Source organism: Dactylosporangium sp. CA-139114, from assembly GCF_050955725.1.
In the GTDB taxonomy this organism is placed as follows: domain Bacteria; phylum Actinomycetota; class Actinomycetes; order Mycobacteriales; family Micromonosporaceae; genus Dactylosporangium.
Genome location: NZ_CP192080.1, coordinates 4,864,024 through 4,879,361, shown reverse-complemented (window position 1 = coordinate 4,879,361; position 15,338 = coordinate 4,864,024). Strand labels below are relative to the sequence as shown.

14 protein-coding genes are annotated in these 15,338 nt (G+C 74.4%); 6 read left to right on the top strand and 8 right to left on the bottom strand.

Translation table 11 applies throughout. The annotated features are described in order from the left end of the window. Positions 1–37 precede the first annotated feature (37 nt). Complete coding sequence (locus ACQP2P_RS22120) at positions 38–652, bottom strand: response regulator (protein ID WP_433619203.1); 615 nt, start codon at positions 650–652, stop codon at positions 38–40. A gap of 62 nt (positions 653–714) precedes the next feature. After that, entirely contained in the window at positions 715–1,998 is a 1,284-nt protein-coding gene (locus tag ACQP2P_RS22115) for a sensor histidine kinase (protein WP_433618762.1), read from the bottom strand. 173 nt (positions 1,999–2,171) lie between these two features. Here ACQP2P_RS22115 and ACQP2P_RS22110 point away from each other — a divergent pair, with 173 nt between their 5' ends. After that, the gene (locus tag ACQP2P_RS22110; protein ID WP_433618760.1) at positions 2,172–2,855 is read left to right on the top strand and encodes an ABC transporter ATP-binding protein; all 684 of its coding nucleotides are present in this window, start codon (positions 2,172–2,174) and stop codon (positions 2,853–2,855) included. A gap of 64 nt (positions 2,856–2,919) precedes the next feature. Here the strand turns inward: ACQP2P_RS22110 and ACQP2P_RS22105 are convergent, their stop codons facing one another. The 4 genes from ACQP2P_RS22105 to ACQP2P_RS22090 all read right to left on the bottom strand — a co-directional run bounded on the left by ACQP2P_RS22105 (position 2,920) and on the right by ACQP2P_RS22090 (position 9,460). Beyond that, positions 2,920–4,734, bottom strand: coding sequence for an ABC transporter ATP-binding protein (locus tag ACQP2P_RS22105; RefSeq protein WP_433618758.1), 1,815 nt, complete (start codon positions 4,732–4,734; stop codon positions 2,920–2,922). Beyond that, positions 4,721–6,487 carry an ABC transporter ATP-binding protein gene (locus tag ACQP2P_RS22100; protein WP_433618755.1) on the bottom strand — a complete coding sequence of 589 codons (1,767 nt, stop codon included), beginning with the start codon at positions 6,485–6,487 and terminating at the stop codon, positions 4,721–4,723. Before ACQP2P_RS22100 ends, ACQP2P_RS22105 begins: the two co-directional genes overlap by 14 nt. Positions 6,488–7,068: 581 nt before the next feature. Further along, entirely contained in the window at positions 7,069–7,986 is a 918-nt protein-coding gene (locus ACQP2P_RS22095; protein ID WP_433618753.1) for a universal stress protein, read from the bottom strand. Between the two features lie 166 nt (positions 7,987–8,152). Then, complete coding sequence (locus ACQP2P_RS22090; protein WP_433618751.1) at positions 8,153–9,460, bottom strand: D-alanyl-D-alanine carboxypeptidase family protein; 1,308 nt, start codon at positions 9,458–9,460, stop codon at positions 8,153–8,155. Between the two features lie 183 nt (positions 9,461–9,643). Between ACQP2P_RS22090 and ACQP2P_RS22085 the strand changes: the two genes are divergently transcribed. Then, positions 9,644–9,862: a hypothetical protein gene (locus ACQP2P_RS22085; RefSeq protein ID WP_433618749.1), complete on the top strand. Its 219-nt coding sequence runs from the start codon at positions 9,644–9,646 to the stop codon at positions 9,860–9,862. Between the two features lie 148 nt (positions 9,863–10,010). Next, positions 10,011–10,475, top strand: coding sequence for a hypothetical protein (locus tag ACQP2P_RS22080; RefSeq protein ID WP_433618747.1), 465 nt, complete (start codon positions 10,011–10,013; stop codon positions 10,473–10,475). Positions 10,476–10,485: 10 nt separating this feature from the next. Here ACQP2P_RS22080 and ACQP2P_RS22075 read toward each other — a convergent pair whose 3' ends face one another. Continuing rightward, positions 10,486–11,703 (bottom strand): sensor histidine kinase, encoded by a 1,218-nt coding sequence (locus ACQP2P_RS22075; protein WP_433618745.1) that lies wholly within the window; start codon positions 11,701–11,703, stop codon positions 10,486–10,488. Next, positions 11,700–12,374: a response regulator transcription factor gene (locus ACQP2P_RS22070; protein ID WP_433618743.1), complete on the bottom strand. Its 675-nt coding sequence runs from the start codon at positions 12,372–12,374 to the stop codon at positions 11,700–11,702. Before ACQP2P_RS22070 ends, ACQP2P_RS22075 begins: the two co-directional genes overlap by 4 nt. Before the next feature lie 91 nt (positions 12,375–12,465). Between ACQP2P_RS22070 and ACQP2P_RS22065 the strand changes: the two genes are divergently transcribed. From ACQP2P_RS22065 to ACQP2P_RS22055, 3 genes are all read left to right on the top strand, one after another. Beyond that, entirely contained in the window at positions 12,466–13,863 is a 1,398-nt protein-coding gene (locus ACQP2P_RS22065) for a ferredoxin reductase family protein (protein WP_433618741.1), read from the top strand. A 10-nt stretch (positions 13,864–13,873) separates the two neighbouring features. Continuing rightward, the gene (locus tag ACQP2P_RS22060; protein WP_433618739.1) at positions 13,874–14,335 is read left to right on the top strand and encodes an FMN-binding protein; all 462 of its coding nucleotides are present in this window, start codon (positions 13,874–13,876) and stop codon (positions 14,333–14,335) included. Between the two features lie 152 nt (positions 14,336–14,487). Then, positions 14,488–15,333: a universal stress protein gene (locus ACQP2P_RS22055; protein WP_433618737.1), complete on the top strand. Its 846-nt coding sequence runs from the start codon at positions 14,488–14,490 to the stop codon at positions 15,331–15,333. The last annotated feature ends 5 nt before the right edge of the window (positions 15,334–15,338 follow it).

Below are 15,338 nucleotides of genomic sequence, written 5' to 3'. Positions count from 1 at the left end.
CTGTCCGCCGCTGTCATTGACGGGCGCGGACACGGGGTCACTCGGGCAGCGGGCCGGAGCCGGGAACGATCAGCCCCGTCTCGTACGCGGCGATGATGGCTTGCGCCCGGTCGCGGATGTCAAGCTTGGACAGGATGCGGGTGACGTGGGTCTTCACCGTCGTCTCGCTGATGTGCAGCCGGGCCGCCAGCTCGGTGTTGCTCAGGCCGCGGGCGATCAGCCGGAGGATGTCCAGCTCGCGCGGGGTCAGGGTGGACAGGTCCCGGTGCAGCGTCGACTCCTCGTCGCGCCGGGCGAACCGCTCGACCAGGCGGCGGGTCACGCTCGGCGCGAGGAGCGCGTCCCCGGCGCGGACCATGCGCACCGCCGAGACGAGGCGGTCGGCGGTGACGTCCTTGAGCAGGAACCCGCTCGCGCCGGCGCTCAGGGCCGCGTACACGTACCGGTCCAGGTCGAAGGTCGTCAGGATGACGATCCGGGGCGGATCGGGGTGGTCGGCCAGGATGCGCCGGGTGGCCTCGAGGCCGTCCACGCCCGGCATCCGCACGTCCATGAGCACCACGTCGGGCCGCGTGCGCCGGACCGCGTCGATCGCCTCGGCCCCGTCGGCGGCCTCGGCGACGACCTCGATGCCGTCGGCGCCGAGGATCATCGCGAAGCCGGTGCGAACGAGCGCCTGGTCGTCGGCGATCACGACCCGCGGCGGGTCCGTGGTCACGACCGCTGCACCGGGATCGTCGCGTGGACCCGGAAGCCGCCGGTCGGCAGTGGCCCGCCGGCGAGGGTCCCGCCGTAGACCGCGAGCCGTTCCCGTAGTCCGATGAGACCGCGGCCGTCGCCGGCCGGGGCCGCCGGGCCGGTGCTACCGCCGTCGTCGGTGACCTCGACGCGCACCTGCGCGGGCCGGTGCTCGATGCGGACGCGCACCGCCGCGCCCGCCGCGTGCTTCATGGCGTTGGTGAGCGCCTCCTGCACGACCCGGTACGCCGCGAGGTCGACCCCGGGCGGCAGCGGCCGCGGGTCGCCCTCGACGATGACCTCCACGGGCGTGCCGGCGTCGCGGACCCGGGCGACGAGCTCCGGTATCCGGTCCAGGCCGGGCGACGGCGGCTCGACCTCCGGCTCGTCCGGGCCGGGCTCGTCGCCGTCCATGGTCAGCAGCCCCATGACGTGCCGCAGTTCGTTCATCGCGGCGCGGCCGCCCGACTCGATGGCCGCCAGGGCCTGGTCGACCTTGTCCGGCGCCACCGACAACACGCGGCGGGCCGCGACCGCCTGCACCACCATGACGCTCACGTTGTGCGTCACCACGTCGTGCAGTTCCTGGGCGATCCGGGCGCGCTCCCGCTGTACCGCCACCGTCGCCTCGGCCTCCCGTTGCGCCTCCGCCATCCGCACCCGCTGCTGCAGCCCGTGCACGGCGTTCGCCGCGAGCCCGACCGGCACGAGGATCAGGACCAGCAGCAGGGCCGGCTGGTTGATCGGCAGGCTGGCCCGGTGCAGCACCATGGTGATCCCGCCGAGCACCACGCTGACCACGGCGGGGATGCGGTACGGGCTGTGCATCACCGCGCTGTACGCGGCGACAACGCACGCGGCGAACGTGAACAGCGGATCGCCGAAGCCGGGCGACCGGTGGTACGCGGTCGCCGCCAGCAGCACGATCCAGAACACCGTGAGCGGGTAGCGGCGCCGGGCCGCCACGGGCAGCGTGGCCAGCCCGACCACCAGGCCCCACAGCAGCGCCTGCGGCCACGGAAGCGACGTGAAGTACGGCACCACGACGTCCGGCGGTCCGGTCGCACCGGGGGCCACCGGCGGCGGCGGCCCGTTCGACGCCGTCGTGGGGATGCCCTCGACGCGCAGGGCGAACCCGAAGTACGCCCCGCCCGCGAGGGCCACCGCCAGCACGACATCCGCGGCCAGCGCCCACCGCGACTGCGCCGGCGGGGTCACCGGACCGGTTCGCAGCTGTTCGCGGATCGACGTCAGGCTCACCGGACCAGTCTGGCAAAGTCCGCCCGCCCGGCACATCGTCCGCCGGCAGCACGCTACGGGCCTGCGGTCGTACATCGCTGGTAGGACCCCGCCGCGTCGTCGTACCCACGGACCGGCCGATGTCGGAGCACCGATCGACGCGCGGCGACCCGTGCGGCCCATAGCGTCCAGGCATGAGCATGATCGAGGCCCGGGACGTCGCCCGGTCGTTCGGCACGACCCCGGCGCTGCGCGGCGCCACCGTCGCCGCGGCGCCCGGCGAGATCCTGGCCGTGCTGGGCCCCAGCGGCTCCGGCAAGTCCACGCTGCTGCACTGCCTGTCCGGCATCTTCACGCCCGACAGCGGCGAGGTGCACTACGACGGCCGGCGGCTCGACACCCTGCCCGAGCCGGCCCGCACGAAGCTGCGGCGCGCCGCGTTCGGGTTCGTCTTCCAGTTCGGCCGGCTGGCGCCGGAGCTGACCGTCGCGGACACCATCGCCCTGCCGCTGCTGCTGAACAAGGTCCGCCGGAACACGGCGTACGCGACCGCCGCGAGCTGGCTGGACCGGCTCGGGCTCGGCGGCCTCGGCCGGCGGCGGACCGGCGAGCTGTCCGGCGGCCAGGCCCAGCGGGTCGCCGTCGCCCGGGCGCTGGCCATCCGCCCGCGCGTGCTCTTCGCCGACGAGCCGACCGGGTCGCTGGACCCGGTCACCGGCAAGGCCGTGATGGACCTGCTCGTCGCGCTGGCCCGCGAGGAGGCCGTCACCGTGCTGCTGGTGACCCGCGACAGCCAGGTGGCCGGGTACGCCGACCGGCTCGTCATCGTGCGCGACGGCCGGGTCGGCACCGCGGCGCAAGCGCGGGCCGGCCGATGACGATGCCGCTCGGCGCCCGGCTCACGCTGCGAGTCGCCGGCCGCGAACACGATCGGGACGGCGGTCACGCCCGCGCCCCCGGCCGGCTGTCGGCGTAGGCGCCGGCCTGGATGCCGTACAGCTGCGCGTAGAGGCCGTCGCGCCGCATGAGCTCCTGGTGGGTGCCGTGCTCGACCAGGCGGGAGCCGTCGATGACCACGATGAGGTCGGCCATCCGTATGGTGGAGAACCGGTGCGACACGAGCAGCGTGATGCGCCCCGACGCGCCGGCGTCGGGCTCCCGGGCCGCGGCGGCGTAGCGCTCGAACAGCTCCCACTCGGCGACGGCGTCGAGCGCCGAGGACGGTTCGTCGAGCACGAGCAGCAGCGGGCGGCGTCGCATGAACCCGCGGGCCAGCGCGATCTTCTGCCACTGCCCGTGCGACAGGTCGACGCCGCCGGCCCAAGCCGCGCCGAGCTGCGTGTCGAGGCCCCGCGGCAGGCCGGCGACGAGGTCGGTCGCGCCCGCGCGGGCCAGGGCGTCCGGCAGCGCGCCGGGGTCGTCGCGGCGCAGGTCGCCGACGCCGACCGCCTCCCGGACCGGGTACTCGAACTTCACGAAGTCCTGGAACGTCCCGGCGACGCGCTCCTGCCAGGCCGCCGGTGCGACGGCCGCGAGGTCGGTGCCGTCGACGGTGATGCGCCCGGCGGTGGGGGCGTAGTACCGGCACAGCAGCTTCACGAGCGTCGACTTGCCGGCCCCGTTCTCGCCGACGATCGCCACGACGGCGCCGGCCGGCAGGTCCAGGGTCACGTGCTCCAGCACGGCGCGGTCGGCGCCCGGGTACCGGAACGTGAGGTCCTCGACTCGGATGCCCTGGCGCAGCCTCTCCGGAGGCGGGACGTCGCCGGCCTGCGCCGCGGCGCGGGCGTAGTCGTCGAGCCAGGTGAGCCGGCGGGCACCGTCGAGCCAGATGACCCGGAACAGGTGGATGTCGCGGACGGCCTGGCCGAGGTACTGCGACAGCCGGCTGCCCGCGGCGAGGGTCAGCACGGCGGCCGCGGCGGCGTCGGGGCCGGTGGCGACGAAGGCGACGCCGGCCACGAGGGCGGCACCGAGGACCGCGTAGGCCGCCGACAGCCAGACCGCGGAGACCGTCCTGGCCCGGGCCATCCCCCGGTACCGCGCGCACCACGAGGTCTCCGCCAGCTCCACGAGACGCTCCTGCAGCCGCCCGACCCGCACCTCCTTGGCCGCCTGCGGGGTGGTGCCCAGCAGGAAGAGGCTCCGGGCCCGCCGCTCGGCCTGCGCCCCGGCCTCCTCGGCCCGCTTCTCCACCTTGCCGCGCCAGTCCGACACGAGCACCGGCGGGATCGCCAGCAGCACGAGCAGCAACAACCAGGGGCGGATCGAGGCGAGCAGCCCGACGGTGATGCACAGCCGTAGGACGACCCCGAGATTGGAGAACAGCATCTGGTACAGCTGGCTGAGCGCCGACGCGTGATCGCGCAGGAGCGCGAGCCGGTCGACGTATTCGGCGCGCTCGTGATGCTCGATCGTCGGGATCCTGGCGTGCAGCCGCACCATGTACGCCTCGACGTCGACGGCGGCGCGGTCGGTCAGCCGCGTGTTGATCCGTCCCGCGCCGAGGCCGAGCAGCCAGGTCGCGGTCACGAGGGCGGCGAGGGCCGCGGCGGCGACGGCGATCCGGCGCGCGTCGCCGTCGGCGGTGGCGGCCACGAGCCGCGACAGCGCCAGGGCGAGCAGCGCGTCGGGCGCGGCCCCGAGCACGGTCACGGCGAACGCCGCCACCATGAGGACGGGCTGGGCCCGCAGCCCCAGCCGCAACGACAGGGCCAGTGACCGCGGCGACGACGGCAACTGGTCAACGGCTGGCACGGTGCGTGTCCTCCTCGTCGAACCGGGACGCCTGCATGTCGAACATGAGGCGATAGCTGCCGCCGAGGGCCATGAGCTCGTCGTGGGTGCCGAGCTCGGCCACCCGGCCGTCGCTGAGCACGCAGATGCGGTCCGCGTGCCGCACGGTCGAGAACCGGTGCGAGATCAGCAGCGTGGTGCAGGCCCCGGTGGCGGCCAGGACCCGGTCGAAGATCTCGGCCTCGCCGCGGACGTCGAGCTGGGCCGTCGGCTCGTCGAGCACGACCACCCCGGCGCCCTGGCGCACCGCCGCGAGGGCCCTGGCGATCGCCACCCGCTGCCACTGGCCGCCGGACAGGTCGGTGCCGTCGTCGTACCCGGGCGCCAGCACCGTGTCGAGCCGGCGGAGGCCGGCCGCGCCGGCGTCGGCGAGCGCGGCCAGCACCACCTCGTCCGGCGCTGCGAGCGGCGCGACGTTCTCCCGCAGGGGCAGCTCGTATCGTGCGAAGTCCTGGAAGACCGCGGTCAGCCGGCGCCGCCACGAGGAGACGTCGAACTCCCGCAGGTCCTTGCCGTCCACGAGGATCTGCCCGGACGTCGGGTCGTAGAGGCGGCACAGCAGCTTGATGAGGGTGGTTTTGCCCTGGCCGTTGCGCCCGACGACGGCGAGCGACGTGCCGGCCGGGATGACCAGATCCAGGCCGGACAGCACCTCGTGGTCCTGGCCCGGATAGGTGAACCGCACGTCGCGGAACCGGATCTCGACGGCCGGTAGACCCTCGGCGTCCGCCGCGCCGGACGGCAGCGCGCCGGTCCCGGCCATGCCCCGCCCGGCGCGCAGCACCGCCTCGACGTTGTCGGCGGCCAGCGCGAGGGCCCAGTTGAACCCGCCGAAGGCGATGAGGCTGGCCCCGACGGCGGCCTGGGCGAACACGACGACGCGACCGCTGTCGATGCGGCCCGCGCCCGCCTGCCGGGCGATCCACCAGAAGAGCACGGCGTTGGCCGCGAGCAGGATCAGCAGCGCCCAGCGCAGCGGACGCTGCCGCACCCGCGTGGAGTGCAGCCGCCGGTCGACGAGGTCCCGCCGGGTCGCGACGAACCGGCCGGCCAGCCAGTCGGCGAGGCCGAAGACCCGGATCTCCTTCGCCGCCGGGCCGGCGACGCCCAGGCTGTAGGTGTACTCCGCCCGCTGCTGGCTGGCGCGGACCTCGTCCTGGGTGAGGTCCCACGAGGTGCTCTCGCGCAGGAGCACGTGGGTCGAGGCCCAGGCCGCGCCGATGAGCAGCGGGGCCCACCAGGCCAGTCCGAACAGCAGCAACGCCTGGATCGCGCCGGTGACGATCATGACCAGCCCGCCGGAGATGATGCCCAGCGACAGCGACAGCCGCGGCCCGGACATGCCGGTGTCGAAGTCTCGCGCGACCGCCAGGTCGCCGGCCCGCTCAGGCGACTCCAGGTGCTCGATGCCCTGCGGAGCGGTCGCGGCCACCAGCAGGTGCCGGTGCAGGTACAGCGCGACGCGGTCGCCGAGGTTCGCGCCGACCTGGCTCAGGATCGGCGCCTGCACCAGACCGGCGACGAACACCGCGCCGAGCAGCACCAGCGGTGTCCGCGGGCTGTCCCCGCGCTGGAGCGCCGAGACCAGCACGCCGATCGTCACGCTGAACGCCGACGGCAGCAGACCGCCGAACGCGACCAGCCCCCACCAGGCGGCCGCGAGGGCACGGTCGCCCCGCGGCAGCACGGCGAACAACCGCCGGACCTCGCGCATCACATCTCCTCGTTCGCCGCGCTGGCAGGGTTTCGGCGCGCGGCACCCACGTCCGGCCGAGCCTTCCGTGCGGAGCCGGCGACCATTTCAGAAACGGGACCATCGATCCGTAGCCGCCAATGCCACCACCGTCGGCCCGGATGACCCTACCGAGACGCGACGGCACGTCGGTGTACCGCCACGGCTATACCGCCCGCGTCCTCGAGCTGATCCGTGCCGGACATGCGCCCGTCTGCACCCTGGCCGGGCGGCTCCCGGCCGGGTCGAGTGCGCCGACGTGGGGTTGACCGAGCCCGTCGGCGGCGCGACAGATTCGTCCGCCGAGGGTGACCGGCGGCGGGACCCGCCTCCTGCCGGCCTGGAACTCCGCGGTGCGGCTGCGGCTTACCGTGTCATGGAGAACCTGACGCGAACCGCCGGCCGGGGTGAGGCCGCCGGGGTGCCGGCACGGGCACCGTCGGATGCATGGCTGAAGATCCGCGCGAGAAGGTCCTCGACGGAGGCTTCGACACCAACGACACGGGCGGCTGGTTCTCCACCGGCGCCGGCGGGCCGGTACGCATACCCTGACCCGTGCCTGTTCACAGTGCTGCGGCCGGCTGCGTTCCCGCCCCGGCGGGTTCGTGCTCGACCCCCGCGGAGGTTGTCCGCACGACGAGCACCGGCAGATGAGCGTGGTGCAACGCGGCCATCGCCACGCTGCCGAGCAGAATCTCACGAACGGCCGAGCGGCCGCGCGACCCGACGACCAGCACGGCCGCCGCGTGCTGGCGGGCACATGCCGCCAGCGCCGCGGCAACCGAACGTCCGTGCGGTCCCTGCCCGCCGGCCGGCCGCAGCCGCGCCGCCGCACGGTTGCCCGCCGGCGGCGGATGGGGTGCCTCGTCGGTGTCCTGAGCGTCCTGCACCGTCGCCGGCAGCAGCGTCCGGGTCGGAAACAGCCGGCCCGCGGTCGTCAGCGCCGTCTGTGCCCCGGCCGAGCCGTCGTACCCGACGAGCACCGGTCCCGCGGCCAAGGCTGCGAATTCGTGGATCAGCAGTGGATACGGGACGACGAGGACGGGCCGGGACGTGAAGTGCACGACCATGTCCGACACGCTGCCCAGCACCGCTCGAGTGCCGCCGAGCCCTCGCGATCCGACCAGGGCGAGATCGGCGTCGACGCGCTCGGCGAGCTCGGCGAACCGCAGGCCTTCCCCACCGTAGCTGGACACGACGAGTGGTTCGGCGGGCCAACCGGCGGCCGTGGCGAGGGTGACACCGACAGCCGCCATTCGGTCGGCCTCCCGTCGGCCCTCTCGCTCGACCGCCTCGACGAACTCGTCGACGTGCTCGGCGCCGGTCCACAGCCGGTCGCGCAAGCTCGCGCTGCCGAACGGTGGCGTCCACAGGTGCGCCACCCACGCACTCGCCTGCGGGAACAGCCGAGCGCCGGCCTCGATCGCCGCCGTCGCTGCCGGGGAACCGTCGTAGCCAAGGATGATTCTGGTCGGCATCATCGCCTCCTCGGCGGCCGGGAGCGATACGCGATCCGCGTTGCCACGCACCTACAGGTCCAGCGTGGCACGGACGGGCCCCGGCGGGGGCCCTCCCACGCCGCCTGCTCATCGCCCGTTCGGCAGAGAAATCCTCGCGGCGAGCAGGCGGCGTCGTCGTCATCGCCGCTCACATGTGGGTGATTCTCTCCCACTGGCTGGGTGGATTCAGCGTGTGCGTGGCCTGGAGGGCGGCGGTCACGGCCGTGTCCGAGGCGGTGAGCTTGAGCGTCCCGACGCCGGCCCCCGCCGCGATGCGACCCCGCACGCTGCCCAGCGTCTCGATCCGGTAGGTCAGGCCGGGCCAGCCGAGCACGCTCACGTCGCCGCCCGGGACGAGCGTCGTGCTCCTGCCCATCGGCCCCCGGACCGTCGCCACGACGTCGCCGGCGCCCACGACCCGATACCGGTGCAGCAGACCGCTGCTGGCCTGGATCAGGCGACGGGCGGCCTCGAAGGCGTCCGTCATGTTCGGACCGGGTGCGAGCACCGCGCCGATGACCTTGAACCGGCGACCTTCCGCGGAGATCTCGGCCGCGAAGAGCAGGCAGCCGCCGGCCTCGTCGGTGAATCCGGTCTTGATGCCGATGATGCCGTCCTGGAACAGCTGTGTGTTGACGTTGCTGACCTGCCCGACGACGGGGAGCGCGGCCTGCGGCAGCGCCACGATCTGCGCGAACACCGGCACCTGCATCGCCAGCCGGCCCAGGGTGGCCTGGTCGGCGGCGGTGCTGACGGTGGCCGCTTCGAGTCCGGACGGATCGGTGTAGTGCGTGTTCGCCATCCCGAGCTGGGCCGCGGCCTGGTTCATCTTGGTCACGAACGCGACGTCGTCACCGGCGTCCCACCGGGCCAGGATGTGGGCGATGTTGTTGGCCGAGGGCAGCAGCAGGGCCACGAGCGCCTGCCGCTCGGTGAGTGTCTCGCCGGCCACCACCCGGACCACCGACTCGCCGGAGGCGAACTGGGACGGGTAGGTGGCGGCCTCCTCGGCCGAGACGGTCAGCGTGGGGCCGTCCTCGTCCAGGCGCAGGGGATGGTCGCGCAGGATGAGGTACGCGGTCATCACCTTGGCGACGCTGGCGATCGGCACGGGCCGGGAACCGCCGGAGGTGCCCACCCGCCCGAATCCGTCGACATCGACCGCCGCCTGCCCGGCCTTCGGCCACGGCAGCCCCGGTGCGGCGCCCGGGATCGCGTAGGTCTGCGCGACGGTCTGCACGATCTGCGGCGCCGGCACCGGCCTGGCCAACCTGAACGTGACGAATCCACCGGCGATGAGCACCACGGCCGCCACGGCCACGGACAGCCACAGCTCCCGGCGACGAGCCGGCCGTGGTGCGGCCACCGGCTCCTGGTCCTCGCTGACGCCGGTATCAGTCTCGGTCTCGGTCTCGGCTACGGTCTCGGTCTCGGTCTCGGTATTGGTCTCGGCCACCCCGACTCCCCACGGCCAAACATGCAACGAAGCCGCGCCGAACGCGGCATCGCGCGCCCTACCCGCACCGACCGCTGGCTAACGTCCGAACTCGGCCTCGACTCCTGGCCGCCCGGAAGCTGGCGGGCCTCCTGCCGAGCTAGCTTTGAGCTTTGGAACCGCTCCGGCGTCGAGGTGGTCAAGATGGCAACGGCCGGCGTCCTCGTCCTCGCCGTCCTGCTGTTCGCCTGCGCGGTGGCGTCCTTCTGCGTCGCCTCCCGGCTCGCCCGGCAGGACGAGCGGCGCATGCGCCACGCGGATCGGCACCGGCACGCGACCGCGGTGTACCGAGGCGCCCACGAGCCGCATCGGCCCGTGGGCGCGTTCCGGCCGCCGCGCCGCCAACACCTCGGCAACGGGTGAAAGCGAGCCGCGGCGCCCGAGCCATGGTGACGGTGCGGTCGCGGAGCAGGCCGAAGTGCCCGGCGGCGCCGGCCGCCGCCGGACGGCAGCGTGCGGTGTGTCCGTTCCACGACCGCGTGATCAGCGGGAAGGCGGGACCATACCGGTCGTGACCATGCGCCTCTACGACCGCAGCAGCCGGACCCTCGCCTACGCCGACCTCGACCCCGCCCTGCGCCAGGCCGTCGAGCGGCACGCCGAGGAGCGTCTGCTCGGCGCCGTCGCCCCGGTGGCCGTTGTCGACACACGCTCGGTCAGCCTCAAGCGACGCGGGCTGTTGCGCCGCGGCGAGCCCGAGCACCGCACCGTCGGGCTGCTGCTGCCGCACGCGCTGATCGTGCTCACCGCGGGCGCCGAGCGCGGCGTCGTCGTCAAGTCGACCCTCCTGGCCGACATCGCCGCGATCCGGCGCCAGGACCCGCAGCTCGTCCTCGACACCGGCTTCAGCGTCGAGGCCCGATGGGACGGTGCCCGCGCCGTGTCCTGGTTCCTCGCGCTCGGCGACGACCCGGCCGGCCGGGCGTTCCACGAGACGCTGCACGACGCGGTGGTGGCGGCGCGCCGGCGCGGCTGACGCGCCGGCTTCACCCCAGGCCGGCGCCCGCCGGAAGGAGCATGGTGAAGCGGGCGCCGTGCCCGGGGCGCCCGTCGATGCGCAGCTGCCCGCCGTGTGCGTCGACCACCTCCTGGACCAGCGCCAGGCCGAGCCCGAAGCGGCGCCCCGGCCGGTCGACGGGGTGGTCACCCCGCGCGAATCGGGCCAGCAGGTGCCCGGCCCGGGCCGGGTCGAGCCCCACGCCGTCATCGACGACCGCCAGACAGACGCGGTCGTCCACCCGGTCGACGGCGACCGTGACGATGCCACCCGCGCTCACGTGGGCGAGGGCATTGTCGATCAGCGCCGCGAGGGCCCGGCGCAGCGAGGAGCGCACCCCGGTCACCTCCATGGGTCCGGCACCGATGTCCGTGCGCAGGGTGACGTGCTGCGCGGCGGCGTACGGCTCCACCGACGCGGCAAGCTCCCGCGCCAGGTCGGCGGCGTCGAACACCATGCCCCCGGCCGGCCGGTGCGACAGTTCCGCGGACAGCAGCAGGTCGTCGACGACCTCGCCGAGCGCGTGGGTGTCGGCCACCAGCTCGGCCACCTCGGCGCGTATCCGCTCGGCGTCGGCGTCCCGGTTGAGGCGCCGCTGCAGCAGCTCGGCGCGGGTGTGCAGCACGGCCAGGGGCGTGCGCAGCTCGTGGCTGGCATCGGCCACGAAGCGGCGCTGCAACGACAGGGCGCGCGCCAGCGGCCGCACCGCCCGCCGGCCGAGGACGGCGCCGACCGATGCCGCCGCGACGATCCCGATCAGGCCGGCGACCAGCAGGGACTCGATCAGGCGCTCGCCGGACTCCTCGCGGGCGGTGACGTCGAGCAGGCCGACGGTCCGGCCGCCGTCGGCGCGATCCACCACGTAGACCTCGAAGTGCCGGTCACCGATCGTCGCGTTGCCGCGCCCGGGCCGCAGGCCGGTGACGTCGGTGCGCAGGACGGCGGGTGGCGTGCCGCTACCCGCCGTGACGACGCCGTCCGGTGCGCGGCGCAGCAGTACCACGCCTTCGGTCCCGGTCAGGTCCGCGCCGGCGTGGAGGGTCTGCTCGCGGACGGTGTGCTCCTCGGCCCGGTGCTCGGCCCGGATGGTCAGCGAGAACGCCAGCACGCTGACCAGGACGACGGTCGCGGCGACGGCGGCGGCGACCTGCACGGCGATCGCGGCGGTGGCCCGGCGCAGCAGGCGCGACTCGGGATCGGCCGTCATGCGGTGCCGATCTGGTAGCCGAGGCCGCGCACCGTGCGGATCACCGGGCGGCCCAGCTTGCGGCGCAGGTAGTGCACGTAGGTGTCGACGACACCCGGGTTCTCGGCCGCGTCGAACACGAGCGTGCGCAGGTCGCTGCGGGTGAACACCTGATGCGGCCGCGCGGCGAGCGTCTGCAGCAGCGCGCACTCGCGGTCCGACAGCGCCACCACGTCGCCCGACTGGTCGTGCACCTGGCGGGTCGTCACGTCGAGCCACCGGTGCCCGATCGACAGCCGGTCGGCCCGCTCGCGGTGGCGGCGGCGCAGGGCCCGCAGCCGGGCCAGCAGCTCCTCGGCGTCGAAGGGCTTGGTCAGGTAGTCCTCGGCCCCGGCGTCGAGCCCCTCGACCCGGTCGGTGACGGTGCCCCGGGCGGTGAGCACGAGCGCCGCCGTGGTGACGCCGCGCCCGCGCAACCGGCGCAGCAGGTCCAGCCCCTCGATCGCGGGGAGGCGCCGGTCGAGCACGATGACGTCGTAGGAGCGGGACAGCCCGAGATGCAGCCCCTCCTGCCCGTCGCGGGCCCACTCCACGAGGTAGCCCTCGTCGGCCAGCAGCTCCTGCAGCACGCCGGCCAGCCGCCGGTCGTCTTCGATCAGCAGCAGTCTGGGCGGTGCGGGGGCGTTGAGCACGGGCTCCAGCTTGGCACGCGACGGGCTAAGAATCCTCGAAGAACCACGGGGCACAGTGGCGGCGAGTTCGTCGGATGAGGAGGGTCGTTTCGTGGCGGACACCGTCAACGGCCTGCGGCCCCATCCGCTGACGCCCGGTGGCGCGATGCGACCGGGACGACGGCGGGTGCGCGCGTGGTGGGCCGATGTCGTGGGCGCCGCGGCGATGCTCAGCATGCTCGTGGTCGTGGCGCTCTGGGTGCACAACCGGGGCGTCCAGGACCTCACCGGCTTCGGGCCGGGCCTGACCTCGCTGGGCCGCCTGACCGGCCTGGTCGGCGCCGATCTGCTGCTGGTCCAGGTGCTGCTCATGGCTCGCGTGCCGTGGGTCGAACGCAGCTTCGGCCAGGACCGCCTCGCCGCGTGGCACCGCTGGACCGGGTTCACCTCCTTTCAGCTGATGCTGGCGCACATCGTCCTGATCACCGTCGGCTACGCGGCGAACGAGGACGCCGGCCCGGTGGGCGAGCTCTGGCAGCTGGTGACGACCTACCCGGGGATGCTGCTGGCGGCCGCGGCGTCGGCCGCGCTCACGCTCGTCGTGGTGACGTCGGTGCGCGCGGCCCGCCGCCGGCTGCGCTACGAGTCCTGGCACCTGCTGCACCTGTACGCGTACCTCGGCATCGCCCTGGCCGTCCCGCACGAGCTGTGGACCGGCACCGACTTCGTCTCCTCGACGGCGGCCCGCGCGTACTGGTGGACGCTCTACCTCGTCGCGGCCGGCTGCCTCGCGCTCTTCCGGCTCGCCCTGCCGGCCTGGCGCACGCTGCGGCACCGGCCGGTCGTCGCCGCCGTGGTGCCCGAGGGCCCCGGGGTGTTCTCGGTCTACCTGCACGGCCGCCATCTGCACCGGCTGCCCGCGCGGCCCGGGCAGTTCTTCCTCTGGCGCTTCCTCGACGGGCCGGGCTGGTCGCGGGCCAACCCGTACTCACTGTCGGCCGCGCCCCGGCCGGGCCTGCTGCGGGTGACCGTGAAGGACCTCGGCGAGGGCAGCCGGCGGGTGGCGACGATCCGGCCCGGCACGAAGGTGATCATCGAGGGACCGTACGGGCGGTTGACGGCGCCGCCCGCCGACGGCCGCCCGATCACCATGCTCGCCAGCGGGGTCGGGATCACGCCGCTGCGGGCGCTGCTCGACGAGGTCCGGGTGCCGGTGACGCTGCTCTACCGCGCCCGGACCGCGGACGACCTGCTGTTCACCGGCGAGCTGGACGCGGCGGTCGCCGCCGGACGGCTCCGGGTCGGGCACCTGGTCGGGCCACGCTCCCGGGACGGCTCCTGGGTCCCGGCGGGATTCCGGGACGACCAGCTGGCCCGCTGGGTGCCCGGCATCCGCGACCATCATGTGTACGTCTGCGGGCCGGACGCCTGGATGGCCGCCGCCTCGGCGGCGGTGCTGCGCGCCGGTGTACCCCCGCAGCGCCTGCACACCGAGCGTTTCAGCTGGTAGGAGAGCACGGATGAGGCGGATCACGCTGTGGCTGATGTCCACGGTGGCGGCGGTCGTGCTGCTGTTCAGCTACCGCACCAGCACGATGGGCGCGACGGCGCCGAACGCGCCCGGCGTGGTCGGTGCGGCGCCGGGCATGGTGCCGGGCGGCCCCGCCCCCGCGCCGTCGGGCTCATCCGCCTCCTCGGGCGCCACGGTCGTCAACGGCACCGTCTCGCAGACCCGCTGGGGGCCGGTCCAGGTGCGGGTGAGCATCTCCGGCGGCCGGATCACCGACGTCGTGGCGCTGCAGGTGCCCAGCGGCAACCGGCGCGACCGGGAGATCAACTCGTACGCGGTGCCGGCGCTGCACGACGAGGTCCTGCGGGCGCAGAGCGCCGACATCGACTCGGTGTCCGGCGCCACCGTCACCAGCGACGGCTACCGCCGCTCCCTGCAGGCCGCGCTCGACGCCGCCCACTTCGGCTCCTGAACCGGCGGGCCTTCGACCGGCGCTGATGGCCCGGAACAGCTCACGGTGCAGAAAAACAGGCCGGGTGCCCTGCTACAGCGGTGCGTACCGGGGCATGGTGAAGGTGGAAGGCAGTTTCCCTGCGGTGCGTCCGCCGACATCGGGAGGTCGTCATGACCGCCAATCCCCGACCGGTGATCGTGGGTGTCGACGGCTCCCAGGCCGGCCTCGGTGCGGTCCGCTGGGCCGCGGACGAGGCGGTGCGCCACGAGCAGCCGCTGCGGGTCACCCACGCCGTCGCCGTCGCGGGTCCCCTCGAACGGGCCGCCGACGAGCACGAGGTCGCCCTGCACGCCGCGGTCGAGGCCCGCGCCGGGCACCCCGCCCTGCACGTCACCACGTCCACGTGGCGCGGCAGCCCGGCTCGTGTGCTGCTCGACCAGTCGCGTTCCGCCGCACTCCTCGTGGTGGGCAGCCGGGGCGTGGGTGGCTTCGGCTCGCTGCGGGTCGGCTCCGTCGGCCTGCAGGTGGCCGCGCACGCGCACTGTCCCGTGCTCGTCGTGCACCACGCGGAGCGCTGGGCCCGCCCGGAAGTCCCGCTGCCAGGGCATCAGCCGATCGTCGTCGGCGCCGACAGCTCCGCGCACGCCGAGTTCGCGGTGGAGCTGGCGTTCGCGGAGGCGATGTCGCGCGGTGTGCCGCTGGTCGCGGTACGCGCCTGGCAGGAACCCGCCCACCACTGGGGCCGCGGCACGGACCTCACCCGGTGCGCCACCGAGGCGTACGACATGCTGGCCGCCGGGATGGAACCGTGGCGGGCCAAGTACCCCACCGTGCCGGTCGAGCTGCGCACCGTCCAGGGCGCGCCAGCCGCGGCCCTGCTCGGCGAGGGCCGCGACGCGCTCATGATCGTGCTCGGTCCGCGTGGGACGGGCGGCTTCGACGACCTCAGACTCGGCTCGGTGACCCAGCAGGTGCTGGACCACGCCGCGGCGCCGGTCCTCGTCGCCCGCCACTGACACTC

Excerpts from the sequence above, each read along its gene's own strand:
- ACQP2P_RS22100 (WP_433618755.1), bottom strand. The coding sequence starts at position 6,487 with ATGCGCGAGGTCCGGCGGTTGTTCGCCGTGCTGCCGCGGGGCGACCGT.
- ACQP2P_RS22060 (WP_433618739.1), top strand. The coding sequence starts at position 13,874 with ATGAGGCGGATCACGCTGTGGCTGATGTCCACGGTGGCGGCGGTCGTG.
- ACQP2P_RS22110 (WP_433618760.1), top strand. The coding sequence starts at position 2,172 with ATGAGCATGATCGAGGCCCGGGACGTCGCCCGGTCGTTCGGCACGACC.
- ACQP2P_RS22085 (WP_433618749.1), top strand. The coding sequence starts at position 9,644 with ATGGCAACGGCCGGCGTCCTCGTCCTCGCCGTCCTGCTGTTCGCCTGC.
- ACQP2P_RS22095 (WP_433618753.1), bottom strand. The coding sequence starts at position 7,986 with ATGATGCCGACCAGAATCATCCTTGGCTACGACGGTTCCCCGGCAGCG.
- ACQP2P_RS22120 (WP_433619203.1), bottom strand. The coding sequence starts at position 652 with ATGATCCTCGGCGCCGACGGCATCGAGGTCGTCGCCGAGGCCGCCGAC.
- ACQP2P_RS22055 (WP_433618737.1), top strand. The coding sequence starts at position 14,488 with ATGACCGCCAATCCCCGACCGGTGATCGTGGGTGTCGACGGCTCCCAG.
- ACQP2P_RS22075 (WP_433618745.1), bottom strand. The coding sequence starts at position 11,703 with ATGACGGCCGATCCCGAGTCGCGCCTGCTGCGCCGGGCCACCGCCGCG.